We start from the raw sequence: 25,949 nt of genomic DNA, 5'->3' as shown, positions 1-25,949 counted from the left end.
CGTTACACACTCAACCAATAACCAATCAGCAGGGTGAAGACAAAACACGCGCCCGCATAAAAACCTAATTCAATCTTACGCGCCGTCATGTCCTCTGCCTCTTCTGGCTTTAAGGTGATCCCCCAATACGCAAAGCCAATGGACGATGACAGCAATAGCACACCGAGACCGAACGCCAACCCTTCAACCGCATGGATCAATGTCATTTTTCCTCTCACTTTCGTCACTGACTTGTAGCACGTTGATTATACGCCGTGAGAGCCACTACGAAAACCATCAGCGAAGGGTTCATTGTCTCGCCACGAGAGCCTCTACTTTAGTCGCGAGGACCGTTCCCATGGTTAGCGCCATAGTTCACTGATGGGCGTGTCCGGTGAAAAGTCATGAGCAATTTGCGCTTGCAGCAATTCAGCGGTAGCCATTGCATCCGTCAGCGCATGGTGGCTTTGATAAAAGGGCAAGTGATAACGATGACGACTGTCGGCTAAACGAATCGACTCAGGCGGGCGGCGTGCAATCCAATCCATGAAACTGCGTTTACCACTTCTGTGTTTGCGCGCTTCTAACTCCATGGTATCGACCATTGGGAAAATAATCCCCTCCCCCAAACGCTGTTTGAACGCGCGGTCGAGAAACTCCCGCTCAATACGGCGGTAGTGAACGACGACGACGGAGCCGGCCAACGCACTCAGTAAGGGCTCAATCACATGCGAAAAGTCAGGGGCATTCACGATATCCGAGTGGGTGATGCCATGAATCACAATCGACGACTCTGCCAACGGCCGATTAGGGTTAACAATCCAATGTTGCGCATGCTGACAACGAATACGATTCAGGGTAAAGGGCACCAAGCCAATACTGACGATGGCATCTTGCTGGCTATCAAGTCCTGTGGTTTCAAAGTCTAACGCTACAAAAGACACCTGAGAGACAGAGGTATCAGGCGATACCCAGCCTTGCTGATAAAACGCTTGCAAGGTCTCGTGCTGAACCGTTTCACGTTTGGTTTCCAACATGGCACGCCAGTCAACGTGGTCGGCATCCTCTTTTTTTCTCAAATCGAAATGAAGCATACCCTCCCCTTAAGACCGATTCGGCTGATAACGGAATTTCAAGAACTTCTGCGCGTTGCTTAAGATCTGAAATGCATCTTTTAAGTTTCGACGTTCAAAGTCAGATAGGTTCTCTGGCTCGATGTTGTTGTCCGGCTCACGCCCAGCCTCAATATCCAGTGCTTGATGTCGGATACGTACCATAGAAATAAACTCCATGGCATCACGTAAGTCTGGCCCGCGACCTTTCGGCAAGATCCCAGACTCGATAATATCGTCCAAGCGCTCAAAAGAGTTTTGCGAGCGTGAGTCGATCGCCAATGAATGCACCCGAATCAGATCGGCCAAGGGCGCAGTACCGCGACGCTTCAAGTTAATGGAATTGTTATGACGCCCGTCTTGCTCCATCACAAAGTCTTTGAAAAAGCCCAGTGGCGGTGTGCGATTGAGCGCATTGCGTGCCATCGCCGCCAAGAAGCGGTTGTTGCGACGAGCCCGACGACCAATAAAGGCTTTAAGTTGCTCTGCCCAGTTAGTGCGGCCATGCACGCCATCAAGGTCAAAAAAGATATTGCTGTCAAGCAGCGAGCGCGGACTGGGATTATCAATCCAATCAGCAAAGCATTGCTCCCACTCTTTCAGCGTTTTTCGCCATTCAGGGTTGGTCGCCATAATATTGCCAGTGCAATACGTATACCCGCAGGCATTAAGACCATCAGAGACACGTTTAGACAAGGCTTCAAAATAGGCATTGTGCTCACTGTGCTCATAACTATCGTCCAAAATAATGGCGTTATCTTGGTCGGTAACAATCAGTTGCTCGTCGCGCGCCATCGAGCCCATGGCTAAAAAGCAATACGGTACGGGAGGCTCACCGAGCTCTTCCTCGGCAAGCTCAAGCAAACGTTGCTTGAAACTACGGCCAATCACCGACAGCGCAGAGCCTATCATGTGTGAATTCGCGTCTTCGTTGACCATACGGACAAAGCAATCTTTCACCTGTTGAGACAGGATCACCAAATCATCCACAGATTGCTGGCGGAAAATACTCGCCACCAAAAACAAGCTGTTTTGCGACTCATAGCGCGCAATATCAGACAGGGCAACCACACCAATCGGCTTACCGTGTTGGAGCACGGGCACATGATGGAGGTTTGAGCGCAAGATGGTCAGCATTGCCTCAAAGATATACGCATTGTGGTCAAGCGTGATCAGCTGTGGTGACATAATTTCTTGCACTGGCGTCTCATAAGGCAAGCCTTCCGCTAACACCCGATTACGTAGGTCACGATCAGTAATGATCCCTAATACAGGCTTGAACCCCGTGTCAGGGTCAGGCTCATCGCCCATCACCAGAATAGAGGAGACTGTCTCTTGGGACATCACCTGAGCGGCATGCTGAACCGAGTCGGTACTTGAAATCATTACCGGATCGCGAATAATCAGTTTTTTGACCTTGGAGGTGGTCAAGTCGTTGGCTTCATTATGACTCGATACCGCTTGGCGTAACCGAGTTCGGTCTTCTACCTCAACGAAGTCAGCGAAATGCTCAAAGTCGTCAAACAAACGGTTAAACATCGCTTCAGGGATGAAATAGATCAGCGTATCTTCGATCGCTTTGGCAGGCATCCGGACACGGTTATTCATCAAAAGGCCCATTTGACCAAAGATATCGCCTTCTGAAATACGGTTGTATAAGGTGCCATTACGGCGAAATAGCTCAACGGCACCACTACGCAAAATGGCCAAATCGTGAATTTCATCGCCGTAAGCAAAAATATCGGTACCTGCGCGGTAGTAACTGATTTCAATGCTGGTTGCCACCTCAGCCACCACCTCTTCCGGCATCGCGTCAAACGGCGCGTACTGCGCAAGAAATGTCGCGATTTCAATCTGTTCAGCTTCCATAATGCTCACCTAAACCTGCATTTTATTGAAGGACGCCCAGATCGGGGCGTCCGTTCTTTCGCGAGCGGCACAGCTCAAGCGCTCGCCGGATAATAAAAAAGGCAGCCCCGACGGCCTGCCTTTCCTATCTTAGCTAACAATCAAACAGTTAGCACACCTCTTTATTTTGCGCGTGGCTCCGAAGCCAAGCCTTTAAACAAAGAGACAGTCGCAACCAGCAGCACCACCGCGAATGGGAAGCCTGTTGAGACGGCCATCGCTTGTAGGGCGACCAAGCCCCCACCAAGGATCAGCGCCACCGCAACCAAGCCCTCGAATGATGCCCAGAATACCCGTTGTGAGACCGGTACATCCATTTTTCCGCCCGCCGAAATCGTATCAAGTACCAAAGAGCCTGAGTCGGATGACGTGACGAAGAAGACAATGACCAGAATAATACCAATGAACGAGGTAATCGTCGCGAGCGGCAGGCCTTCAAGCATTGCAAACAGCGTTAAAGAAAGCTCGGCATCGACAACGGCGGTGTACCCTTCGTTAACAAACTGGTCAATTGCCGTCCCCCCAAATGACGTCATCCAAAGTACACTCGCCGCGGATGGGATCAACAACACACAGGTAATGAATTCACGCACGGTTCGGCCACGCGACACCCGCGCGATAAACATCCCGACAAATGGTGACCAAGAGATCCACCATGCCCAATAGAAGGATGTCCAACCTTGAGTAAAGTTGGCATCGTCACGACCAAATGGCATCGCCAATGCTGGCAAGTTTTCTAAATAAGCACCAAGATTGCCAAAGAAGCCGGTCAGAATCGCGAGCGTTGGGCCAACCGCAATCACAAACAGCAGCAATAAGAACGCCAGGATAAGGTTAAGCTCGGATAGGCGCTTTACCCCTTTGTCGACGCCGGCGACCACTGAGAAAATCGCCATTGCGGTGATCAACACTACCAAGATGACTTCAGTCGTTGCCCCTAATGGCGTATCAAACAAATAATGCAATCCACCCGAAGCCTGTGACGCGCCGATACCTAAAGAGGTCGCGAGGCCAAACAAGGTCGCAACAATCGCGAGCACATCAATCACATGCCCCGTCCAGCCCCAAACGCGTTCACCGAACAAGGGATAGAATACCGAGCGGATAGTCAGCGGCAACCCTTTGTTATACGCAAACAGGGCAAGGCCAAGCGCCAGCACCGCGTAGATCGCCCAAGGATGCAGTCCCCAGTGAAAAATAGTCGCTGACATCCCTAAGCGACGAGCCGCGTCTGTATCCCCCGCGGCACCGCCTAACGGTGCCCAGTCAGTCCGAACACCATTGGCATTTGTCGATGTGCCATCGAGCGCGGTTTGAAAATGTGTCAGCGGCTCTGACACACCATAGAACATGAGACCAATGCCCATACCCGCGGCGAAAAGCATCGCGAACCAGCCACCATAGCCAAAATCCGGCTTGGCTTCTGTGCCACCCAGCCTCACTTTACCTAACGGCGAGACAATCAATACTAAGCAAGCAATGACGAAAACATTACCTGTCGAGAGGAAAAACCAATCGAGATTTGCCGTTAACCAAGCACGTAAATCACCAAAAATCGGCCCCATTTTGTCTTGAAAGGCCAAGGTCACAAAGACGAAGGCCATGATCGCCAGCCCTGAGACCATAAATACACGGTTATGAATATCAAAACCAAACGGGCCCACTTTTAGAGCGACGTTATCCTGACCCACTTGGTAGTCAGTATCGATCGGATTCACCTGACCGTCTGGCGTCATCATATCTTCATGGCTTTTATCGCTCACACGTAAACTCCTTACTCCGTCTACTCGGCAACCTGCCATTGTTGCTGAACGCTGTCTGGGTGACACTCGATATCGAGGTATACGTCAGCCCACAAAAAGACACAATGACAGAAAAGTCAGCAAGAATATCACACAAGCTAAAGAGGTGAATAAAGGCTTGGCGAGCTTGGTCAAGGATTAACCACTTCACGACTCTTCATATCAGGGGAATAGACATTAGCGGCAGAAAAGGTCTGATAAGAAAGAGGGGAATAAAAAAAGAGGCAGCGCGTAGTGCGCTGCCTCTTTCGTCATCGACGATGATTACCGATGTTTTGCTAATTAAGCACGCGGCTCTGAGGCCAAACCTTTAAACAGAGACACGGTAGCAATCAGCAACACAATGGTGAATGGGAAGCCTGTCGAGACCGCCATTGCTTGTAGGGCGACCAAGCCCCCACCAAGGATCAGCGCAACGGCGACCAAGCCCTCGAAAGATGCCCAGAACACACGTTGTGGTACAGGCACGTTCACTTTACCACCGGCAGAAATGGTGTCGATAACCAATGACCCTGAGTCAGACGAGGTGATAAAGAACACCATGACCAGGATAATGCCGATAAAGGATGTGATCGCTGCCAGTGGCAGATCATCTAGCATCGCAAACAGTTTCAGTGACAGCTCTGCATCTACGACGGCTGTATAGCCTTCATTGACGAACTGACCAATTGCGGTGCCGCCAAAGGCCGTCATCCACAACACACATGCAGCTGATGGGATAATCAACACACAAGTGATGAATTCACGCACGGTACGGCCACGCGATACGCGCGCAATAAACATACCGACGAATGGGGACCAAGAAATCCACCACGCCCAATAGAAGGATGTCCAGCCTTGGGTAAAGTTGGCATCTTCACGGCCAAATGGCATTGACAGCGCAGGCAAGTTTTGCAGATACGCGCCCAAGTTACCAAAGAAGCCTGTCAGGATAGCGATGGTTGGACCTACGGCAATCACGAAGATCAGCAGTAATAGCGCAAGTATCATGTTGATTTCAGACAGGCGCTTGACCCCTTTATCAACACCAGCAACAACCGAAAGAATCGCTGCCCCTGTGATACCCATTACCAATAACACTTCTGTGGTATCACCTAGCGGTGTATCAAACAGATAGTGAAGACCCGCCGATGCCTGTGAGGCCCCTAAGCCGAGCGATGTCGCAAGACCAAACAAGGTCGCGATGATTGCCAAAATGTCAATCACGTGGCCCGTCCAGCCCCAAACACGCTCACCGAACAGTGGGTAGAACACAGAACGCATGGTCAAAGGCAAGCCTTTGTTATACGCAAACAGTGCCAGGCCTAACGCCAATACTGCGTAAATCGCCCATGGGTGCAAGCCCCAGTGGAAAATGGTGGCAGACATACCTAAGCGGCGCGCCGCCTCTGTATCGCCGGCAGCAGCCCCTAAAGGCGCCCAGTCAGTGCGAAGGCCATCAGCCCCCACGGATGTCCCACCTAGCGCCGTTTGGAAATGCGTCAATGGCTCTGATACCCCGTAGAACATCAGACCAATACCCATACCAGCAGCGAAAAGCATCGCAAACCAGCCGCCGTAGCCGTAGTCAGGCTTCGCTTCGGTACCACCGAGCCTCACTTTACCCAGTGGAGACGCAATCAGAACTAGACAGGCAATGACAAAAATGTTTCCTGCTGAAAGGAAGAACCAGTCTAGGTTTGAAGTTAGCCATCCACGTAGATCCCCAAAAACAGGACCAATTTGGTTTTGAAAGGCCAGGGTGACAAAAATGAAGGCCAAAATAGCCAGCCCTGAGACCATAAATACTCGGTTGTGAATATCAAAACCAAACGGGCCGAGTTTCAGTGCCACGTTATCCTGACCGACCTGATAGTCAGTATCGATCGGGTTAACCTTCCCGTCTGGTGTCATCATATCTTCATGGCTTTTATCGCTCACGAGTTAACTCCTTAGTCCGTTTATTCGGAAGCCTGTGAGTGTTGGTGGTGCGCCCATTATTTATTGCCGTTCAAGCCATCTTTATCAGCAATAAAAGACCAGCTTTCACCACACAATCCGCTACATTACCACATCTGAGAAAAAATTTAATTAGGCCCCTAACCAAATGTTTACTTTCTGACCAACCACCTAATTCTAACTTCCCTCCATGTCCCGATTTTACTGGCCTTCCCAGTTATTTGAACTCTTTATTTCAGAACAATAAACAATTTAGTTAATAGGCTTGAGAATCCCTAAGACCCTTTTAAAATCATAGTCGTATTTTCCACCATTGCGAAGCAAATATCGCGAGCATGACAGTCTTCACGCTTGGTCATCGCGCTTTCTCATATCACATCCCCCTTCATTGCAACAAAATGCAAACATAACTCAAACAAAGTGACTCTTGTCACATCTGTAAAACCACGTACAATACCGCCGCAATCGTTTTCCATCCTAAGTTTAACGTTTGCGGAGCAACATCATGCAGTTTGGCATTGGCCTTTTGGGGATTAGCGTCCTCTTTCTTGTCGCGATGGTTTTTTCTGAAAATCGCGCCGCGATTAACTGGCGCACCGTTGGCGGTGCATTCCTAATACAAATCGTCTTTGCTGGCTTTATCATCTCGGTTCCCCTGGGCCAGCGTATTTTAGCCAATGCATCTGAAACCGTCTCTGCGATCATCAGCTTTGGTGACATTGGTGCAGAATTCCTCTTTGGCGATCTCGCTACATTCAAACTCGGTTTTATATTTGCCTTTAATGTATTACCCACCATCGTTTTTTTCTCTGCCCTGATCGCCGTGCTGTACCACATTGGCGTCATGACATGGATCATTCGCCTGATTGGTGGACTACTACGACGTGTACTCGGCACATCGCGTACAGAATCTATGTCTGCTACCGCCAATATTTTTGTTGGCTCTGTTGAAGCGCCGCTGGTCGTTCGTCCTTTTCTTGCTGCCATGACACGCTCAGAGCTTTTTGCTGTCATGGTGGGCGGGCTCGCCTCAGTGGCTGGCGGCACTATGGTCGGCTATGCCGGGCTCGGTGTGGAAATGAAGTACCTCATTGCAGCGGCGTTTATGTCGGCACCGGCAGGACTCATGATGGCCAAAATCATGGTGCCACAAACCGAAACGCCGATGAGCCAAGCGCAACATCAATCAGTAGAGGACGCACAGGATAAGCCAGTCAACCTGATTGATGCCGGCACGCAAGGCGCATTAAGTGGCTTACAAATCGCCATGGCGGTGGGTGCCAGCTTATTGGCTGTGATCAGCATGATTGCGCTTATCAATGGTGGCTTAGGTAAGCTTGGTCCGATGGTACACGTGCCTCAGCTAAGCCTTGAGTGGTTATTTGGTTACCTGTTCGCGCCCGTCGCTTGGTTAATTGGTATCCCTTGGCAAGAAGCCATGACCGCAGGCACCTTGATTGGTAAAAAAATCGCCGTGAACGAGTTTGTTGCGTTTGCTGATTTTATGAACCTAAAAGGCCAGTTATCCGCTCACAGTCAAGCTATCGTGACATTTGCACTGTGTGGTTTTGCCAACTTGACGTCCATTGCCATGTTGATGGGAGGCCTAGGCGGTATCGTACCCGAACGCCGTGGCGACATTGCTAAACTCGGTATGCGAGCCATTCTCGCGGCGACGCTAGCCAACCTGATGAGTGCGACGCTCGCTGGCCTCTATCTTTCCCTGTAACGACACAGCGTATTCGCTCGCGACCACGCACACTGTTTCTCACCATGGACGGTGAGTAAAAAAATAGACTCGAAAACCGCATTGGCACTCTGTTACACTTAGTTAACTTTACGTAAAGAGATGTAATAACATGCGATACCCATGGGTTTTATTCGATGCCGACGAGACCTTGTTTCACTTTGATGCCTTCTCTGGCCTACAACGTCTATTCTCACATTATGATGTCGATTTTGATCATCAGGCGTTTGCCGAGTACTCCGCACGCAATAAACCACTGTGGATACAGTATCAAAATGGCGAAATTGACGCCCAGACTCTACAGACCGAACGCTTTACTTACTGGGGAAAGCACTTAAACGTCGCCCCTTCCACCTTAAACCAAGGCTTTTTAGATGCCATGGCAGACATCTGTGAACCATTGCCAGGGGCACGGGAACTGATCGACGCCATTTCCCCACATGCCCATATTGGCATCATTACTAACGGATTTACGGCTTTGCAAGATATTCGTTTAGAAAAAACAGGGTTGAAGGATGCGATTTCTACGTTGGTTATTTCCGAACAGGTCGGTATCGCTAAGCCTGATCCACGTATTTTTGAACATGCGTTTGAAAAAATGGGCCGCCCGCCGAAAGAAAAAATATTGATGGTGGGTGATAACCCACATTCCGACGTCCTTGGCGGGATGCAAGCGGGCATTGATACATGCTGGCTAAACGCTGATAACACGCCCGTGCCTGAAGATATTGCGCCGACACACCAAGTTAGCTCCTTGCATCAATTAAAGAACTGGCTACTGCCGACCTAAACATGGATCCAAAAAAAAGAGAGCAATCATGCTCTCTTTTATCAGCGCCGCCATTGTCCATAGCGGCCTAAACGCCATCGCGCGTCGCTTAGCTGTGGTCACCTTTGATGAATGCAGCTTGCTCTGCGCGCTCACCTTGGTCGGTGCTAGCGACAAAGTTGATTGAGCGGCTGTTTTGGTTTTGGGCATGGATAAATACACGACCAGACTCATCCGTTACCTTCGCATCCAGACCCGATTCGCTGGCGACTTTAGCGCCTTTTACCGCTTGACCTTGTTCAGTGACCGTTACCCAAGCGCCCCCTTCTGCAGGGTCTACATTGAGGTTCAGACCACCCGCCATCACAGACGTTGAAGCGAACGCTAGGGCAAAGATTGCAGCCAATTTTTTCATGGTTTGTTTCCTCTTTCGTAATGGGTTGACGGCTATTAAACGCAAATTGTGCCGGCGATTTGTCACCTCAATGTCTCCATTTCTAAAACCTGGTTTCAGAGAGTCATCAAGGTGCTAGCACGGTTCAATATCGCCGTTGCGTTATTGCCTTGGAACGAGAGTGAGATTACGCCTGAAATACCGTGACGACAATCACAATAATATGAATAACTCGTTCGAAAAATTTCACAAGACGGCGGCAGTTATTCGGCGTAGAAAAGGGGAAGATGGGGAATATTTTTCTGTCCAGTGATCGACTTCACTCCCATCCTCGTTTTCACCCTTGCAACAAAGTGATCCTTCCCAAGTCGTCACCAAGGGTTGCAATAAGGCAACTTATTGGGTGGGGAAACGAACGCAAAAGGGAGAACAATGATGTTAACACGCACGATCTCGACATTAGCTATCACTGCGACATTGCTGGTTGGAATGGGAAGCGCCGTTGCTGCCCACCATAAAGGCGAGCATGACATTGTTGATACGGCGATGAAAAATGACGACTTTTCAACCTTGGTGGCAGCCGTAAAGGCAGCGGATCTGGTTGATACTTTGAAAGGAGAAGGCCCATTTACCGTCTTTGCCCCCACTAACGCAGCCTTTAACAAGTTACCTGACGGCACGGTAGAATCGTTACTCAAGCCGGAAAACAAAGGCAAGCTCACCGATATCCTGACCTACCATGTCGTTCCAGGAAAAGTAACGGCTGAGCAAGTAATGGGAATGTCTTCCGCGACCACAGTGCAAGGCAGCGACGTGATGATTAAAACATCGTACGGGGATGTAAAAGTCGATAACGCCACCGTCATCAAGCCCGATATCATGACCACTAACGGCGTTATCCATGTGATTGATACCGTGATAATGCCCTAGCACCTTATTCGTCTCGCGTTCAAAGGGCGCTTGTGAAGCAATATGGGCGAGACAGCAAGGATAGATAAGGACGTAAAAAAACAGCCTACTCCGCGAGTAGGCTGTTTTATTCATCCGTCTAGTGACGACGCATGCAGCGGATTTTACGCCGCTTTATCCGTGCACTTTTGTTGAAACTTACCCAACAGCGCGTGGTAGAAGTCATGGTCAGATAAGGTGCCAACCAGTTTTCCTTCTTCGATGAGTAACACCGGTTTAACAGTGTGGTAGCGAATTTCAATCGCATCACGCATTTCAATGTCAGGCGAGGCAACCACTATGGTGTCGTCTCCAACTTGTGACAGATCTTGAACGTCTTTTTGCCATTCAACGACACGCAAGGGTTGTGAGCCAGCCGCAGCTGACAAGCGACCACCCTGCTCTGCGGTAACCCAAATATCACGCTGCTCACACACTTTCCAACGGCTGTCGACATGTGGTAAGTCGTCAACAGACTTCATCATCGACCGCCCTTTCAACACATTTAGTGGATTGGTATGAGCCACAAAGTCACGCACGTAATCGGTCTCGGGACGCAGCACAATGTCTTCAGGCTTACCATGTTGAATAAGCTGGCCCGATTCCATAATGGCAATGTTGTTACCAATTTTTAGTGCCTCGTCCAAGTCATGGCTCACAAACAAAATCGTTTTATTGAGCTTTTTCTGCAGCTCTAGCAACTCGTCTTGCAGCTGCGCACGGATCAGTGGATCCAATGCCGAGAAAGGTTCATCCATCAGCAGAATATCACTGTCCATCGCGAACGCACGAGCCAAGCCAACGCGCTGCTGCATACCACCCGACAGCTCATGCGGGTATTGATAAGCCCAATCGTCCAACCCGACCATTTCTAGTTTTTCCAGCGCTTGTCTACGACGTTCTTTCTTGCTGATACCTTTCATTTCCAGGCCAAAGGCGACGTTATCAACCACTGTCAGCCAAGGCATAAGCGCAAACTTTTGGAACACCATAGACGCACGGTTAGTGCGAAGGTGGCGAAGGGTTTGCGAATCAACCGTTGCCATGTCGACCATTCTGTTGTCATCACGGAGTTCAAGGCTACCGCGGCTGATGGGGTTCAATCCATTCACCGCGCGCAGTAGACTCGATTTACCTGAGCCCGATAGGCCCATCAAGACGCAGATTTCACCTTCTTTCACATTGAGTGAAACATTGTCCACGCCCACGACTTGACCGGTTTTCTCGATAATCTCTGAGCGGCTTAATCCGTTATCAAGCAGGTCCAGTGCTGGCTTAACATTGTCGCCAAACACCACGTCTAAATTTTTAATTGCGATTGCGTCCATGGTTTCCCCCTTATTCGTTGCCTTGATTTGGTGCTTTACACAGGCGGTCAAGAATGATGGCTACCAATACAATCGCCAGACCCGCTTCAAAACCTTGAGAAATGTTAACGGTATTCAGTGCACGAACCACTGGTTTACCTAAGCCGTCAGCACCGACCAACGCCGCGATAACCACCATCGATAGTGACAACATAATACACTGGGTGACACCGGTCATAATGCTAGGTAGCGCCGCAGGCAACTCCACTTTAAACAATAATTTCATACGGTTAGCACCAAAGGCGCGTCCCGCCTCTACCAACTCTTCCGGTACGCGGGTGATGCCAAGATACGTCAAACGAATCGGCGCCGCGATGGCAAAAATGATGGTAGAAATAAGACCTGGGACAATGCCCAAACCGAACAACACCAAGGTTGGGATCAAATACACAAATGGTGGCACCGTCTGCATCAAGTCCAATAAGGGCCGCATAATGGTGTACACCAAGGGCCGATGCGCGGCCATTATCCCAAGCGGTATGCCAATTAATACGGAAATCGTTGTCGCGGCAAATACCAGAACAAAGGTTTCCAGCATCTCTTGCCAGTAGCCCAGGTTGAGGATCAACAAGAGCGCACTCACAACAAAGATCACGATGGAGATTCGACGCTGCAGGTACCATGCTAAGGCGGCTGTCATGAGGATCGGCCCTGCTGCTGGCATCCATTTAAAAATGTCGACTAATAGTGTGATGGTCGTATCTAAGCCAATTGAGATCGCATCAAAAAAGCCGGCGGCGTTCATGGTTAGCCAGTCAACGCCATTTTCCATCCATTGACCGAGTGGGATCTTGTTATCTGTAATAATATTCACAATAAAACCTTAGGGGCGGCGTTAACACCGCCCTCTCCTTCTACACTTTTTTATTTACGCTTCAGTCTTGTTTAGATATTCAGTGACTGCTTCAACCGCGTTCTCACCATCAACGGTAGTCACGCCATTCAGCCACTTGTTCAACACACTTGGGTTGTTACGCAACCATTCGCGTGCTGCAGCCTGAGGCTTTTCACCGTCATTGAGGATTTTGCCCATCATTTCGTTTTCCATCTTGAGGCTGAACTCAAGTTGTTCGAGCATTTGACCGACGTTGGAGCACTGCTCGACATAGCCGCTACGTACGTTGGTATGAACCGTGGCACCGCCATAGTTCGGACCAAAGTACTCGTCCGCACCCGATAGGTATTTCATATCAAAGTTGCTGTTCATTGGGTGCGGGGCCCAGCCTAGGAAGGCAACCCACTTGTCACGACGCACGGCACGAGACACCTGAGACACCATGCCCGCTTCACTGGATTCGATGAGACGGAAATCACCCAGATTGAAATCATCGGTATCGATCATTTTTTGAATCTGGCGGTTACCGTCGTTACCTGGCTCAATGCCATAAATGCGTGAGTCGAACTTGTCAGCGTATTTCGCGATATCTGCGACGCTAGTAACACCTGCATCGTAAACATACTTAGGCACGGCGAGCGTATATTTGGCACCTGTTAAGTTGGCGCGAACGCTGTCGATCGAGCCATCGTCAAGATACTTTTTGATATCGCCTGTTTGCGTAGGCATCCAGTTACCGAGGAATACGTCGATGTCGCCCGACGCAAGTGATGAGAAGGTTACCGGCAAAGACAATAGATCGGTTTGTGTCTCGTAACCCATGCCTTTCAGCACTTCAGTAGTGATGGCAGTCGTTGAGGTCACGTCTGTCCAACCGATATCCGAAAAACGGACTGTCTCACACTGATTAGCCGCGGCGCTAAAGGCGACCATTGAGCTCAAACCCACTGCGGTCATCAGAGTTTTGCTGGTTTTACGTTTATTCATTGACATCTTAGTTTCCTTGTAATGCTTACTGATTAGTTTCTAGTGTGTGCTCACCGACGGTGGCATCATCACTCTGCGCGTTTTGATTGCGTTGCTTGTGCTGCCACTCAGCCGCAATCCATACTGGCACCTGCTCGGCAGGCAAGAGTGGCTTTTCAAGGATCATGTCAGCGGCGCGCTCCGCTACCATGATGGTTGGGGCATTCAGGTTGCCGTTAGGGATGGTTGGGAAGACAGACGAGTCCACCACACGCAGCCCTTGAATTCCGCGTACACGGCACTGCTCATCAAGCACGGCCAGTGCGTCATCATCGGCACCCATCTTGCAAGTACACGAGGGGTGATACGCGCTTTCCACGTTATCTTTCACCCAACGGTCAATCGCTTCATCAGACTGAACATCATTGCCTGGCTGAATTTCATCGCCGCGGAATGCATCCATCGCGTTTTGCGCCATGATTTCACGGGTCAAACGAATGGTGTCACGCCAGTCTTGGCGATCTTGCTCGGTGGTAATGTAGTTAAATAAGATTGACGGCTTATCGTGCGGATCAGCGGATTTGATCCTTACATGGCCGCGGCTCTCTGGTTTGTTCGGGCCGACGTGCACCTGGAAACCATGGCCAGCAAACGCGGCTTTGCCGTCATAACGCATTGCAGCTGGCAAGAAGTGATACTGGACGTTCGGCCACTTCAACCCTTCGCGAGAACGAATAAAGGCACATGACTCAAAGTGGTTGGTCGCCCCCAAGCCTTTACGCGTCAAAATCCACTCGGTACCAATCTTGCCTTTGCTGATAAGACCTAACTTGCTGTTAAGCGTAATAGGCTGCTGACAGTGGAACTGAAAGTAGACTTCGAGGTGATCTTGCAGGTTTTCGCCTACACCCGGCAGCTCATGCTTGACGTCTACGCCGGCTTTCTCGAGCACATCTCGCGAACCAATCCCTGATAGCTGTAGTAGCTGTGGGGAGCCCACTGAACCCGCACTGGAAATGACTTCTTTGTCGGCCATCACATGCTCGATGTTGCCGCCTTTTTCAAATTCCACGCCCACCGCGCGCTTGCCTTCCAACAGGATGCGGCGTGTGACCACGCCTTTTTTCAAGGTCAGGTTGCTACGCTTCAGTGCGCGGCGCAGATAAGCGTTTGACGTAGACGCACGCACGCCTTTATCGACGGTCATATGCATAGGGCCAAAGCCCTCTTGCTGATAACCGTTATAATCTTTGGTTTCTGGGTAGCCCGCTTCGACACCCGCATCAATAAAGGCTTGATAGAGCGGGTTTAATTTCATGTCGTTACCGTTACATGTGCCCACCGGGCCATGACCGCCACGATAGGTATCGGCTCCGCCAGACCAGGTTTCCGCGCGCTTAAAGTACGGCAAACAACTTGCGTAATCCCAGCCATTAGCACCGTGCTCAACCCACTCTTCAAAGTCACATGCGTGACCACGGACATACACCATGCCATTAATCGATGAGCTTCCACCCAGCACCTTGCCACGCGGGCAATGCAGTTGGCGGCCATCAAGGCCTGGCTCAGGCAAGGATTCAAACTGCCAAGCGTAGCGCTTGGTATTCATCGGAATCGATAGCGCCGTTGGCATCTGAATAAAAATGCTCTTATCGGTACCGCCGGCTTCCAGCAATAACACTTGATGTTGGCCTGACTCGGTCAGCCGATCAGCCAATGCGCAGCCGGCCGAACCCGCGCCGACGATAATATAATCGTAGCGTTGTGACATATTGGTCGCTCCGTTAGAAATTAGGCGTAAGGGCTGGCGAAGTCGCCAAGCTCGATTAACACACTCTTGGTTTGGGTATAATGCGTGAGGGTTTCGACACCGTTTTCACGCCCTACCCCTGAGTGCTTATAACCACCGACAGGCATCTCGGCGGGTGAGTCGCCCCAAGTATTGACCCAACAAATACCCGCTTCGAGTTGATGAATAATGCGATGCGCACGCGATAGGTTTTGGGTGAAGACACCAGCCGCTAGGCCGTAGTGCGTGTTGTTAGCACGTGCTACTACTTCTTCCTCGTCAGAGAAACGCAGCACCGACATCACAGGACCAAAGATCTCGTCACGAACATGCGCCATGCTGTCGTCACAGTCAGTGAAAATGGTGGGGGCCACAAAGTTACCTTTATCGAGGCCGTTCTCAGTGACGCGGTAACCACCGGTCAGCAAGGTTGCACCGCTTGCTTTTGCCGTTTCAATCGCCGTCATCACTTTATTAAGGTGTTCGGTCGAGATCAGCGCACCGACCTGGGTGTTCATATCGGTTGGGTCACCGATAACGAGCTTTTCTGTACGCGCTTTCAGTTGCTCAACAAAGGCGTCGTAAATGCTGTCGTGAACAAATACACGGGTGCCGTGTGTACACACTTCGCCTTGGGTATAGAAGTTCGCGACCATGGTTGCGGATACCGCGTTATCCAGATCGGCATCATCAAACACGATACATGGCGATTTACCGCCTAGCTCCATAGTGACTGATTTCAGGGTCTTCGCGGCATCGCCCATCACGGTTTTGCCCGTGCCCACTTCACCGGTGAAAGAGACTTTGGCAATCTCAGGATGTGCCGTCAGCATTTGACCCACACGATAATCACCTTGAACCACATTAAATACGCCGGCAGGCATACCCGCTTCAGCAAAGATCTCTGCCAGTTTCAGGGCGGTCAGCGGCGTTTCTTCAGACGGTTTGAAAACCATGGCATTACCGGCGGCCAAGGCAGGTGCTGACTTCCACATGGCAATTTGAATCGGATAGTTCCATGCACCAATGCCTGCACATACGCCAAGTGGCTCACGACGGGTGTAGAAAAATTGGTTGTCAGAAAGCGGCTGCTGCTCACCCTGCATTGATGGTACCAAGTTAGCGAAATATTCAATCGCATCCGCACCCGTCACCACGTCAACTTCTACCGCTTCTTGTATCGGTTTGCCGGTATCCAGTACTTCCAATTTGGCTAGCTCATCATTACGCTCACGTAACAACGCAACCGCTTTAAGCAAAATACGGCTACGCTCCATAGCTGTCATGCGTGACCAGACCGCAAAACCTTGCTTAGCCGCATCAACCGCCGCTTGCACATCATCTGCCGAGGCTTGATCGATTTGCGCCAGTGTCTCGCCCGTTGCTGGGTTTACCGTTGCAAACTGTTCGCCGCTTGTTGCGGAAGTAAGCTGACCATTAATAAAAAGCGTTTTCGCATTCATGATTAATCCTGAATTCTTTTCTGTTCGAGTGTGCATGTAAGGTGCTACCGAGGCTTAGCCCTGAGGACGACCATAAAAGGTCAGTTGCTTATCCAAGTAGTCATTGATGATGGTTCGCGCGTTGTTGGCATCAATACCTTTAGGGTTCAATGCACCACGCAACCAGATACCATCAATCAATGCTGCAATCCCCTGAGCCACCATCGCCGCCTGCTCTTCTGGCAATAGTGCGCGAAGTTCAATGCGCAAATGCGACAGCAAGCGCTTCTCGTTCACACGTTGTAAACGGTGTAACTCATTGTCATGCATGGCATAAGACCAGAACGCCAACCAGGTTTTAACCACATCAGATTTGGCCTGAAAACCTTCAAAGTTGGCATTGATAATCGCGTTAATACGCGCCTGGTGGTGATGACGCGGAATTTCTCTCAATGCGTCGATCACAGTCGCTGAAAGCTCACGCAATACCACGCGCATCGTCTCTTCCAGCAAGCCATGCTTACCACCGAAATAGTGGTTGATAATGCCTGTCGATACGCCGGCTTCCTTACTAATCAGAGAAATACTTGCCGCATGCAGCCCCACTCGACCAATCACCGTCATGGTGGCTTTAACAAGCTGCGGTTTTCTTACTTCCGGCATCCCTACCTTAGGCATTTCGTCTCCCATTCGTTTTTAATTGAACGATTAGTTAAAGATAATCTTACACGCTAATCTTTAGATCTCAAACATTATTTTTAACCAATTTGCTACACTCACCCCCACCCAAAAACAGCAAGATAAAGACAAAACAATGATTTAGGTCAATTTTACCCTGACTGATTACACACCTAATACTTTGTACTGATAGCACTATTTGTGAGCAATTTGCGCAAAAATTCGCCTTCGCCGACAGTAAGTGTTGGCTTTAATAAGGGGTATAAAGAAGAAAAGTAACTCATTACCTCGACCACAGCCGGTCATTGATCAAGCCACATCGCGAACAATGTTCGCTTAAAAACGTACATTTGCGCCAAATGGCTGCAAATTAGCGACATTAGACAAAAAAAGACAATGGCCATAGTCGATGACCAAAAGAAGAAGCCCAAACCAAACGCACCACAAACAAACGAGATGTAATGGTTAACTCGGTAAATGTTTAGGGTGACAATGTTTGTAGCCGCACAGAGTGATGGATAAAACGATAACGGGCAATCTTAGCACCGCTTAATAAAGCGCATTTTAGACGTGCAATCAGGAAGGAATAAAAAAGCGCTCAGGCCTGTCAAAAAGCCTGAGCGCCTCGTTTGCTATTTAGGGTCGGTTACTCGTAGTTTAGCTCAGTCGCTTTCCCAGAGAAGACACGATACACAAACAGGGTATACAAAAAGATCATCGGCAAGACAAACATGGCACCATAGCCCACAATCAACAAGGTCCCCGGCGCGCTGGCCGCTTCTTTCGCTGTCATTACCCCGGGAATGATATCGGGGAAAAAGCTATACGCGAGACCAAAGAAACTCAATGCGAATAGGAAAATCGCACCAATGAACGGGAACTGGTATCCCACATCGTTTTCGACCGGTACGTGGCGTAGGTAGCGATCAACAAGCAGCATGATGGCAAGGCAAACCAATGGAACGGGCGCGAGTAATAAAATTTCCGGGAAGCCAAACCAACGCTCCGCCACTGTCTCACTGACTAAAGGGTTAACGACACTGATGGCTAACACCCCCAATGCCGCCAGCCAGCCGCCACGACGTGACCATTTCGCCGCCCGTTTTTGTAAATCGCCCTCGGTTTTCATTACCAGCCAGGTACCGCCAATATAGATGTACGCCGCGGTCACACAAAGGCCGCTTAATAGCGCAAACAAATATGATCCTGTGCTCTCATCAAAGGCCAACACGTAACGACCAATCATGTAGCCTTGCGTCATCGACGCAATAAACGAGCCCGCTTTAAAGCAGCGGTCCCAGAGGTCTTTACGCTCTGGCCTCACCTTGGCACGAAAATCAAATGAGACACCACGCAAGATAAGCCCCGCCAACATCACGGAAGTGGGCAAATACAACTCGGTCAAAATCATGCTATGTGCCGCGGGGAAGGCAATCAACAGCAAGCCTACCGCCAACACCAGCCAGGTTTCGTTGGCATCCCAAAAAGGGCCAATCGACGCAATCATACGGTCACGCTGTGCCTGATTGCAGCGCGGTAACAGCATACCGACGCCGAGGTCATAGCCGTCAAGCACGGCATACATAAAGACCGAAAAACCAAATAGCAATAGATAAATTTCAGGTAAATACGGCGTTATACTCATGCGGATACCTCTTTCTCAGGCTGAGCGTGATTGTCTGATTGGTATTCAGGCAGGCGTTTTTTCGCCAAAAAGAACAGGGTGCGGATATACGCCACCATTAGCACCGCGTAGAGCGTCAGGTAAATGGTTAAGCTAATCCCCACGTTCGAGCTGGCGACTCGCGTGACGGCATCGGCGGTTTTAAGCACCCCCTGTACCAGCCAAGGCTGACGACCAATCTCCGTCACATACCAGCCAGAAAGCGTAGCGACCCAGCCTGAGAAGGTCATCGCCACCAAGCCGATTAAGTGCCATTTGGGCATCGGCTGGTTACGCCACACGCGATACGCGGTGAACCAGCTAACCGCCAACATCAACACACCGACGCCAACCATGACTCGGAAACCAAAGAACAGCGGCTTGACCGGCGGATGATAGTCAAAGCTTTCCAACCCTTTAATCTCGCCGTCGAGTTGGTGGGTCAAAATCAAGCTCGCTAGATTCGGGATCCCAACTTCAAAGTCGTTGGAACGGGTTTCTTCATTGGGTACCGCAAACAGCAGCAAAGGCGCACCTTGCTCGGTTTCCCAGACCCCTTCCATGGCCGCAATTTTCTGTGGCTGATGCTCAAGGGTATTGAGGCCGTGCATATCACCGACAAAAATTTGCAACGGAATAAGGATGGCAGCAGCCGTGATCCCCACTTTTAATGGTTTATCTGACACACCTGACTTAGGCGATTTTAGCTTTTGGTAGGCAGAAATACCGGCAATTAAGAAAGACGCCGTGAGGCCAGACGCTAGCAACATATGGCTTAAACGATACGGCATCGACGGATTAAAAATCACCTCGAACCAACTGGTTGGGTGCACCACACCATCGATAATTTCAAAACCAGTGGGTGTATGCATCCAGCTGTTCAGCACCAAAATCCAGAACGCCGAAATGGTGGTACCAATCGCCACCAGCAACGTCGCTAGCGTATGTACCCAATTGGGCACACGATTTTTACCAAACAGCATAATGCCAAGGAAGGTCGCCTCCATAAAAAAGGCGGTCATCACCTCATAGCCCAACAGAGGCCCGGCAATATTACCGACCTTTTCCATAAAGCCAGGCCAATTGGTGCCGAACTGGAAACTCATGGTGATCCCAGACACCACCCCTAGCGCAAAGGTGAGCGCGAACACTTTTACCCAGAAGTAATAGGTATCCAACCAGATTTGCTCACCGGTACGGTTGTGCCGGAACTTGAAAAACACCAGCATCCACCCAAGCGCGATTGTGATGGTGGGAAACAAGATGTGAAAGCTGATGTTGGCCGCAAATTGGATCCGCGACAACATTAATGTATCTAACATGACATTACCCTCAGGAGGTTAACTACCCGATTCTTCGTTGGACTTGCTGTGAAACAGCTTGCCGGATAGCTCAAGAAGCTTGCCGACACTGCTACCCAGCTTCATCAAGTTTTTTAGATGTTCAGGTTTCATTTGCTGCACATCGTCAAACCAGTGGTTAAACAGCTCTAGGAGATCGTGGATTTCGTGCAACTGCTTAACCGAGTGACTCTCTGCGTCGTCTTCACTCCGCATAAAGTGTGAGCGCAGCATGGATAAAGTAGGGTCAACTTCCCGCTTCTTCCTTTCGGCGAGAACTTGCTGCGCCAACTCCCAGATAGTGCCATTGGGCACAAAGTAGTCCTTTCTATCCCCGGGGGTGCGCTGCGAACGGATCAAGTGCCAGCCTTGCAGCTCTTTGGTTGCCATACTGACATTGCCACGAGAAATGTTGAGCGCCGACACAATGTCGTCTGCGCTCAGTGGATGCTCGCTCAACACAATCAGTGCCAACATTTCGCCCACCGAACGATTAAAGCCCCAACGACTTCCCATTTCACCAAAGTGCATCACCACATTACGTAGTTCTTGTGACAGCTCCATCTTGATCTCCCTCACAGTGCTTCTGTGGGATAATACGGAGTTTCTTTGTGGAGGATCAATGAAAATTTGGAAATTTCAGAAATTATTGAAAATAGAAAAGCAAAGTTGTAAGCAAAGGTGAAGAGAGGTTATGAATACGTTACATTAAGCTATAATTAAACATGATCGAAGTCACACAGGTTACGTACCCACGGACGGAAAAGAAAGGGCAAACACACAAACAGATACACAATTGAGAGTTTTATAATCATCGAGTTTCTCAACACAAATGGCTTTTTATACTGGCAACCACAATGTATTTAGGGACAAGATCACATTAGGAGTGTCATTATCGCCTACACTTATCACGGTGCGCCTCCTTATAACGATGAAACAAGATTCGCCGCTAACATAAACACCTAAACAAAAGGAAGTTTGCTGTCATGTTCAAAAAAGCGCAGCGAGAGCTGGACACCTGCCGAGCAGAAAAAGCCGCGCTCCAAGCAGAGCTCGATGCTATCAAAGCACATATTGCCACCATCACCTTTACACCTGATGGCATCATTACCGATGTGAATGACAAGTTGCTCAATATTATCGGCTACACCGCCGATCAAGTCATCGGCCAACATCACCGTGCGGTGTGCTTTGACGAGACCAGTCAAGCCCCAAGTTACCAGCAGTTTTGGCAGTCACTCGCGCAAGGAAAGGCACAAAAAGGGGTGTTTCGTCGGCGACATCAATCCGGCGCCGAGATTTGGATGGAAGCGACCTATGTCCCCATTAAAGATGCCAACGGCAAAGTCGTCAGCATTCGCAAATTAGCGGCTGATGTGACGCAACAGTATCAAGACGCCCGCCGACAAGAGGCCATATTAGCAGCGATTAACCGCTCATTGGCGGTGATTGAATTCGAGCCCGATGGCACCATAATTCGTGCCAACGATAACTTTCTCGCTGCAGTGGGCTATCAAGACCACGAGATCAAAGGCCAACATCACCGTATGTTCTGTGATCAGGACTTTTACGATGAGAACCCTGATTTTTGGGCGAATTTAGCACGCGGACAATTCACTTCTGGGCAATATTTGCGCCGCGATAAATATGGTAACGAAGTCTGGTTAGAAGCCACCTATAATCCCGTTTTTGATGCGAAGGGAAACGTTCATCGGGTAATCAAGTTCGCTACTGCCATCACCGATACGGTGAAACAAAACCAGGCAGTCAATCAGGCGGCAGAACTCGCGCAAGCCTCTTCCGAACAAACACTCCGCCACAGTGAAAACGGCAGTGCCTTGTTACAAGAGGCCGTAAAGCTGTCGCAGAGTGTGAACGATCAAGCCGTCGAGGCCACCAATCAAGTCGCACAATTGAGTGAGCACGCACAAAGTATCGAAAACATCGTCACCACCATTAAGCAAATCGCAGAGCAAACGAACCTTCTAGCGCTAAATGCGGCAATAGAAGCCGCACGCGCGGGCGACCAAGGGCGAGGCTTTGCCGTGGTCGCCGATGAAGTACGCGGCCTGTCGCAACGCACTAGTCACTCGACCACCGAAATTGCCGATGTTGTCGATGAAAACCAACAACTGATCAAAGGCGTGAGTGAGGCAATGGAAAGAGTGACCGAGCAATCGACCATAGGACAAGAAAAAGTCACCGCTGCCGACACCGTGATGAGTGACATTCATGCCGGCGCGGAAGAAGTGTCCGCTACCGTTCGCCGGCTGACACAATAACCGTCGATCTTATCATCACCCGGTAACCATGAGCACAAAGGATAAGAAAACAAGATGCACACCCAAGCCTGCAGCGCGACACAGTTGCAATTATCGGAGCTTATTCTGGCGTTAAGTACCGCGTTGGATATGACGGAGGGGCAACCTCCCGAACATTGTATGCGCTGCACGTGGTTAGGAATGAAACTCGCTGACGCCTTAGCGCTCGACGAGCAACAACGTCATGATCTTTTCTATACCCTGCTGCTAAAGGATGCGGGCTGCAGCAGCAATGCGGCACGGATCTGTGAGCTTTACCTCACCAATGATTTAGCGTTTAAACAAAGCTACAAAGTAGTGGACGGTAGCTTGTCCAGCGTACTCAACTTCGTCTTAAAAAACACTGGGGTAAAGCAAGGCTTCATGCAAAAGCTCTCGACCACACTCGATATCATCCGCAACGGAGATATGTATGCGCAAGAGCTGATTGAAACCCGCTGCACCCGCGGTGCCGATGTGGCGCGAGATCTTCGGTTTAACGAGCGCGTGGCTGAAGCCATTTATGCATTGGATGAACACTATGATGGCGGTGGACGTCCCGACCAGTTAAAGGCCGACCAGATCCCCTTGTTTTCACGGATTGCATTGATGACGCAAGTGATTGATGTATTCCGAACCGAGTCCGGTGTCGACGCCGCACTCCGCGAGCTAAAAAACCGTCGCGGCACCTGGTTTGATCCAACGCTGGTCGATACCTTTTTACAGATAGCGCGCGAGCCGCAGTTTTGGCAGCAACTGGACAGCCCCGCGTTAAAAAAAGACGTGCTGTCGATGACGCCGGCTGACACAAGTATTTGGGTCGATGATGACTACTTGGATGACATTGCAGCGGCTTTCGGGCGCATTGTTGATGCCAAAAGCCCTTTCACCTCCGGTCACAGCGAGCGCGTGGCCGTTTACGCCAGCTTAATTGCTGATGAGCTTGGCATCAGTGAACAGGAAAAAAAATGGCTAAAGCGTGGCGCGTTACTGCACGATATTGGCAAGCTCGGCGTAAGCAATGATGTGCTTGATAAACCGGGAAAATTGGATGACGAGGAATGGGAGCATGTTAAACGCCATGCCGCACTGAGTAAAACCATCTTATCGAAAATCCACCAATTCGATCACCTTGCCAAGTTCGCCAGCGCCCATCACGAAAAGCTCGATGGTACTGGGTACCCTGAGGGGATCAAAAGCGATGAGATCTCTTTGCTCACTCGCATTATTACCACCGCTGATATTTTCGATGCCATCACTGCCGAGCGCCCCTATCGTGGCCCGATTCCGATGAACAAAGCCCTCTCTATCATGAAAGAAGAGACAGGCACAGCCATCGACGCGCAATGTTTACAAGCGCTAATGGCTGGCCTCGAGCGCCTGCCGGAGCATTTTATTATTCATGACGATACCTCGATCACATCATAGGTCACACCTATCGCGTATATAGGTTAACTCCATTTTCTTTTTTTATATCGGGTAGTTACTCTATCCACATTGTTTGGAACGAACCGTTTCCAGTGCTTGGCACTCGCGATAAAGCGAAGGGTCGAACACATTGATTTGCCACTAAGGAGGCATTAAATGAGTAAGCAAGCAGCATTGATTGGACTAGACAGCAGCAAAGCCGAAGATCTAGGCGCGCGTTTGGATACGCTATTGGCGAACTACCAAGTGCTATACACCAATGTGCGTGGTTTTCACTGGAACATCAAAGGCAACGACTTTTTCGAGTTGCATACCAAATTTGAAGAGATTTATACCGATCTTCAAACCAAGATTGATGAAGTCGCTGAGCGCATTCTCACCATCGGTGGCACCGCCGAGCATCGCTTCAGCGAGTACCTGAAGGTCAGTGAAATTAAAGAGCATGCACCCGAAGCAAATGGTCAAGCTGGTGTCCGTGCATTAGTCGAAGGCTTTAGTGTTCTGATTGGCCTACAACGCGATATCATGAACCTTGCCGGTGATGCGGGTGACGAAGGGACATCTGCACTGATGAGCGACTACATCCGCGAACAAGAAAAACTGATGTGGATGCTAAACGCTTACCTCAACTAATCATCAATCAATAAGATTCAGCAAAAGTCCGCGTGAATGCGGGCTTTTTTTATGGTTCATTTCTTATTCTCTGATCGCGGCAGCGGCAACGCTAATCGCTCAACATAGTTGACTTTAATGGCACCTTGATACTCAAAATGGCTGACAGTGACGCTTAAATGCTCAGCATTAACAAGTGATGAGGTGGGCAATTTTATCTTGGTTGGCGCGTAGGAGTTATCTGCGCGGCCGGACAAATAAATCGGCGTTTGTTCGATCCAGCGATAGGCATCATCAAGCCACAGCCAGTGTGCTGCGGCGGGTGAACAACTTATAGGCGTATCGGGCACATCGACCGCGAGCTGTTGTTCAGGGTGACCAATCAGTTTGACCCAAGGTCGACGAGGCAAACCATATACCACCAAGCTATAGTGCTGGCCGCCCATTCTTAACTCATAGATCCCCGGTGTAATCTGGGTAAATAGCTGGCCTGATTCTATTTCTTGATACCCACTTTTCGCGTTCAAGATCTCATTGAGCACCGTTTGCCCAGTAGGATCAGTGAGGGTTAGCAAGGTATCACGCTCGACCTGCTCGGCAGAGAGCTTGATTTCATAGCCAAGACTCGACGCGCCCGCCCGACGTACAAAAGAAATAGTAAGCCCTTGAGGGATCCCCTTACCGTTGGGCTCGGTTAACTGTTGGCCACAATCGGTTTGATTGATGATCGCGTACTTTATCTTCGCCCAACGCTCAGTCGGTATTTGCTGCTGCGATAGCGCAAAAATAAGCTCTTGCCACGCCACCTTGGGCCTATCTGCGAGGAGTGCCTGATAGGTTTCCTGCATCGGTGTTTTTGGCAGCCAAGCTTGCTCAGCGCGGACGCTGAAGCTACAAACCATGCACACTGCCACGAGTAAGAGATAGCCACA

Annotated in this window: 22 protein-coding genes and 1 pseudogene; 7 read left to right on the top strand and 16 right to left on the bottom strand. The window is 49.9% G+C overall.

Going from position 1 to position 25,949, the window contains the following annotated elements; all coding sequences use genetic code 11:
* Positions 1–2 precede the first annotated feature (2 nt).
* The 5 genes from FCN78_RS04510 to FCN78_RS04490 form a co-directional block, all read right to left on the bottom strand.
* On the bottom strand, positions 3–206 hold the full coding sequence (locus FCN78_RS04510; protein WP_069361381.1) for a hypothetical protein: 204 nt from the start codon (positions 204–206) through the stop codon (positions 3–5).
* 135 nt (positions 207–341) lie between these two features.
* The gene (locus FCN78_RS04505; RefSeq protein ID WP_069361380.1) at positions 342–1,073 is read right to left on the bottom strand and encodes a 3'-5' exonuclease; all 732 of its coding nucleotides are present in this window, start codon (positions 1,071–1,073) and stop codon (positions 342–344) included.
* A gap of 9 nt (positions 1,074–1,082) precedes the next feature.
* The gene (locus tag FCN78_RS04500; protein WP_069361379.1) at positions 1,083–2,960 is read right to left on the bottom strand and encodes a DUF294 nucleotidyltransferase-like domain-containing protein; all 1,878 of its coding nucleotides are present in this window, start codon (positions 2,958–2,960) and stop codon (positions 1,083–1,085) included.
* A 161-nt stretch (positions 2,961–3,121) separates the two neighbouring features.
* Positions 3,122–4,738, bottom strand: a complete 1,617-nt coding sequence (locus tag FCN78_RS04495) for a BCCT family transporter (protein WP_235607549.1) — start codon at positions 4,736–4,738, stop codon at positions 3,122–3,124.
* 345 nt (positions 4,739–5,083) lie between these two features.
* Positions 5,084–6,697 (bottom strand): BCCT family transporter, encoded by a 1,614-nt coding sequence (locus FCN78_RS04490; protein ID WP_198534552.1) that lies wholly within the window; start codon positions 6,695–6,697, stop codon positions 5,084–5,086.
* Positions 6,698–7,244: 547 nt separating this feature from the next.
* Between FCN78_RS04490 and FCN78_RS04485 the strand changes: the two genes are divergently transcribed.
* Together FCN78_RS04485 and yjjG are read left to right on the top strand one after the other, a co-directional pair.
* Positions 7,245–8,468, top strand: coding sequence for a NupC/NupG family nucleoside CNT transporter (locus FCN78_RS04485; protein ID WP_069361376.1), 1,224 nt, complete (start codon positions 7,245–7,247; stop codon positions 8,466–8,468).
* A 130-nt stretch (positions 8,469–8,598) separates the two neighbouring features.
* A complete protein-coding gene (gene yjjG / locus FCN78_RS04480) occupies positions 8,599–9,276 on the top strand; it encodes a pyrimidine 5'-nucleotidase (RefSeq protein ID WP_069361375.1) in 678 nt (225 codons plus the stop codon).
* 88 nt (positions 9,277–9,364) lie between these two features.
* On the opposite strand, the gene FCN78_RS04475 is transcribed toward yjjG, so the two are convergent.
* On the bottom strand, positions 9,365–9,670 hold the full coding sequence (locus tag FCN78_RS04475) for a hypothetical protein (RefSeq protein WP_069361374.1): 306 nt from the start codon (positions 9,668–9,670) through the stop codon (positions 9,365–9,367).
* A 414-nt stretch (positions 9,671–10,084) separates the two neighbouring features.
* Here FCN78_RS04475 and FCN78_RS04470 point away from each other — a divergent pair, with 414 nt between their 5' ends.
* Positions 10,085–10,579, top strand: a complete 495-nt coding sequence (locus FCN78_RS04470) for a fasciclin domain-containing protein (protein ID WP_069361373.1) — start codon at positions 10,085–10,087, stop codon at positions 10,577–10,579.
* A gap of 143 nt (positions 10,580–10,722) precedes the next feature.
* Here FCN78_RS04470 and choV read toward each other — a convergent pair whose 3' ends face one another.
* From choV to FCN78_RS04425, 9 genes are all read right to left on the bottom strand, one after another.
* On the bottom strand, positions 10,723–11,925 hold the full coding sequence (gene choV / locus FCN78_RS04465; protein WP_077599308.1) for a choline ABC transporter ATP-binding protein: 1,203 nt from the start codon (positions 11,923–11,925) through the stop codon (positions 10,723–10,725).
* A gap of 10 nt (positions 11,926–11,935) precedes the next feature.
* Positions 11,936–12,778, bottom strand: coding sequence for a choline ABC transporter permease subunit (gene choW, locus FCN78_RS04460; RefSeq protein ID WP_069361371.1), 843 nt, complete (start codon positions 12,776–12,778; stop codon positions 11,936–11,938).
* Between the two features lie 54 nt (positions 12,779–12,832).
* Positions 12,833–13,792 (bottom strand): choline ABC transporter substrate-binding protein, encoded by a 960-nt coding sequence (locus tag FCN78_RS04455; RefSeq protein ID WP_077456639.1) that lies wholly within the window; start codon positions 13,790–13,792, stop codon positions 12,833–12,835.
* A gap of 19 nt (positions 13,793–13,811) precedes the next feature.
* Positions 13,812–15,536, bottom strand: coding sequence for a choline dehydrogenase (gene betA / locus FCN78_RS04450; RefSeq protein ID WP_069361369.1), 1,725 nt, complete (start codon positions 15,534–15,536; stop codon positions 13,812–13,814).
* A gap of 20 nt (positions 15,537–15,556) precedes the next feature.
* Entirely contained in the window at positions 15,557–17,017 is a 1,461-nt protein-coding gene (gene betB / locus FCN78_RS04445) for a betaine-aldehyde dehydrogenase (protein WP_077658847.1), read from the bottom strand.
* 54 nt (positions 17,018–17,071) lie between these two features.
* Entirely contained in the window at positions 17,072–17,674 is a 603-nt protein-coding gene (gene betI, locus FCN78_RS04440) for a transcriptional regulator BetI (protein ID WP_069361367.1), read from the bottom strand.
* A gap of 646 nt (positions 17,675–18,320) precedes the next feature.
* Positions 18,321–19,319 (bottom strand): cytochrome d ubiquinol oxidase subunit II, encoded by a 999-nt coding sequence (gene cydB, locus FCN78_RS04435; protein ID WP_069361366.1) that lies wholly within the window; start codon positions 19,317–19,319, stop codon positions 18,321–18,323.
* Complete coding sequence (locus tag FCN78_RS04430; protein ID WP_077658846.1) at positions 19,316–20,659, bottom strand: cytochrome ubiquinol oxidase subunit I; 1,344 nt, start codon at positions 20,657–20,659, stop codon at positions 19,316–19,318. Before FCN78_RS04430 ends, cydB begins: the two co-directional genes overlap by 4 nt.
* An 18-nt stretch (positions 20,660–20,677) precedes the next feature.
* Positions 20,678–21,241 carry a GbsR/MarR family transcriptional regulator gene (locus FCN78_RS04425; protein WP_046073610.1) on the bottom strand — a complete coding sequence of 188 codons (564 nt, stop codon included), beginning with the start codon at positions 21,239–21,241 and terminating at the stop codon, positions 20,678–20,680.
* A 422-nt stretch (positions 21,242–21,663) separates the two neighbouring features.
* Between FCN78_RS04425 and FCN78_RS16130 the strand changes: the two are divergent.
* From FCN78_RS16130 to FCN78_RS04410, 4 genes and pseudogenes are all read left to right on the top strand, one after another.
* A pseudogene (locus FCN78_RS16130) lies at positions 21,664–22,431 on the top strand (PAS domain-containing protein); the annotation flags it as partial.
* Entirely contained in the window at positions 22,426–22,959 is a 534-nt protein-coding gene (locus FCN78_RS16125) for a methyl-accepting chemotaxis protein (RefSeq protein ID WP_255377317.1), read from the top strand. The pseudogene FCN78_RS16130 and the gene FCN78_RS16125, both read left to right, overlap by 6 nt.
* 54 nt (positions 22,960–23,013) lie before the next feature.
* The gene (locus FCN78_RS04415; RefSeq protein ID WP_077658844.1) at positions 23,014–24,405 is read left to right on the top strand and encodes an HD-GYP domain-containing protein; all 1,392 of its coding nucleotides are present in this window, start codon (positions 23,014–23,016) and stop codon (positions 24,403–24,405) included.
* Positions 24,406–24,561: 156 nt separating this feature from the next.
* Positions 24,562–25,038 carry a Dps family protein gene (locus FCN78_RS04410; RefSeq protein ID WP_077486604.1) on the top strand — a complete coding sequence of 159 codons (477 nt, stop codon included), beginning with the start codon at positions 24,562–24,564 and terminating at the stop codon, positions 25,036–25,038.
* A gap of 56 nt (positions 25,039–25,094) precedes the next feature.
* On the opposite strand, the gene FCN78_RS04405 is transcribed toward FCN78_RS04410, so the two are convergent.
* Positions 25,095–25,919: a DUF2861 family protein gene (locus FCN78_RS04405; protein WP_077599306.1), complete on the bottom strand. Its 825-nt coding sequence runs from the start codon at positions 25,917–25,919 to the stop codon at positions 25,095–25,097.
* Positions 25,920–25,949: the final 30 nt, after the last annotated feature.

The sequence above is a fragment of the Salinivibrio kushneri genome, from assembly GCF_005280275.1.
GTDB classification, from domain to species: Bacteria; Pseudomonadota; Gammaproteobacteria; order Enterobacterales; family Vibrionaceae; genus Salinivibrio; species Salinivibrio kushneri.
This window is presented reverse-complemented; position numbering and strand designations above follow the sequence as displayed.

Excerpts from the sequence above, each read along its gene's own strand:
- FCN78_RS04510 (WP_069361381.1), bottom strand. The coding sequence starts at position 206 with ATGACATTGATCCATGCGGTTGAAGGGTTGGCGTTCGGTCTCGGTGTG.
- FCN78_RS04505 (WP_069361380.1), bottom strand. The coding sequence starts at position 1,073 with ATGCTTCATTTCGATTTGAGAAAAAAAGAGGATGCCGACCACGTTGAC.
- FCN78_RS04500 (WP_069361379.1), bottom strand. The coding sequence starts at position 2,960 with ATGGAAGCTGAACAGATTGAAATCGCGACATTTCTTGCGCAGTACGCG.
- FCN78_RS04495 (WP_235607549.1), bottom strand. The coding sequence starts at position 4,738 with ATGATGACGCCAGACGGTCAGGTGAATCCGATCGATACTGACTACCAA.
- FCN78_RS04490 (WP_198534552.1), bottom strand. The coding sequence starts at position 6,697 with ATGATGACACCAGACGGGAAGGTTAACCCGATCGATACTGACTATCAG.
- FCN78_RS04485 (WP_069361376.1), top strand. The coding sequence starts at position 7,245 with ATGCAGTTTGGCATTGGCCTTTTGGGGATTAGCGTCCTCTTTCTTGTC.
- yjjG (WP_069361375.1), top strand. The coding sequence starts at position 8,599 with ATGCGATACCCATGGGTTTTATTCGATGCCGACGAGACCTTGTTTCAC.
- FCN78_RS04475 (WP_069361374.1), bottom strand. The coding sequence starts at position 9,670 with ATGAAAAAATTGGCTGCAATCTTTGCCCTAGCGTTCGCTTCAACGTCT.
- FCN78_RS04470 (WP_069361373.1), top strand. The coding sequence starts at position 10,085 with ATGTTAACACGCACGATCTCGACATTAGCTATCACTGCGACATTGCTG.
- choV (WP_077599308.1), bottom strand. The coding sequence starts at position 11,925 with ATGGACGCAATCGCAATTAAAAATTTAGACGTGGTGTTTGGCGACAAT.
- FCN78_RS04455 (WP_077456639.1), bottom strand. The coding sequence starts at position 13,792 with ATGTCAATGAATAAACGTAAAACCAGCAAAACTCTGATGACCGCAGTG.
- betA (WP_069361369.1), bottom strand. The coding sequence starts at position 15,536 with ATGTCACAACGCTACGATTATATTATCGTCGGCGCGGGTTCGGCCGGC.
- betB (WP_077658847.1), bottom strand. The coding sequence starts at position 17,017 with ATGAATGCGAAAACGCTTTTTATTAATGGTCAGCTTACTTCCGCAACA.
- betI (WP_069361367.1), bottom strand. The coding sequence starts at position 17,674 with ATGCCTAAGGTAGGGATGCCGGAAGTAAGAAAACCGCAGCTTGTTAAA.
- cydB (WP_069361366.1), bottom strand. The coding sequence starts at position 19,319 with ATGAGTATAACGCCGTATTTACCTGAAATTTATCTATTGCTATTTGGT.
- FCN78_RS04430 (WP_077658846.1), bottom strand. The coding sequence starts at position 20,659 with ATGTTAGATACATTAATGTTGTCGCGGATCCAATTTGCGGCCAACATC.
- FCN78_RS04425 (WP_046073610.1), bottom strand. The coding sequence starts at position 21,241 with ATGGAGCTGTCACAAGAACTACGTAATGTGGTGATGCACTTTGGTGAA.
- FCN78_RS04415 (WP_077658844.1), top strand. The coding sequence starts at position 23,014 with ATGCACACCCAAGCCTGCAGCGCGACACAGTTGCAATTATCGGAGCTT.
- FCN78_RS04410 (WP_077486604.1), top strand. The coding sequence starts at position 24,562 with ATGAGTAAGCAAGCAGCATTGATTGGACTAGACAGCAGCAAAGCCGAA.
- FCN78_RS04405 (WP_077599306.1), bottom strand. The coding sequence starts at position 25,919 with ATGGTTTGTAGCTTCAGCGTCCGCGCTGAGCAAGCTTGGCTGCCAAAA.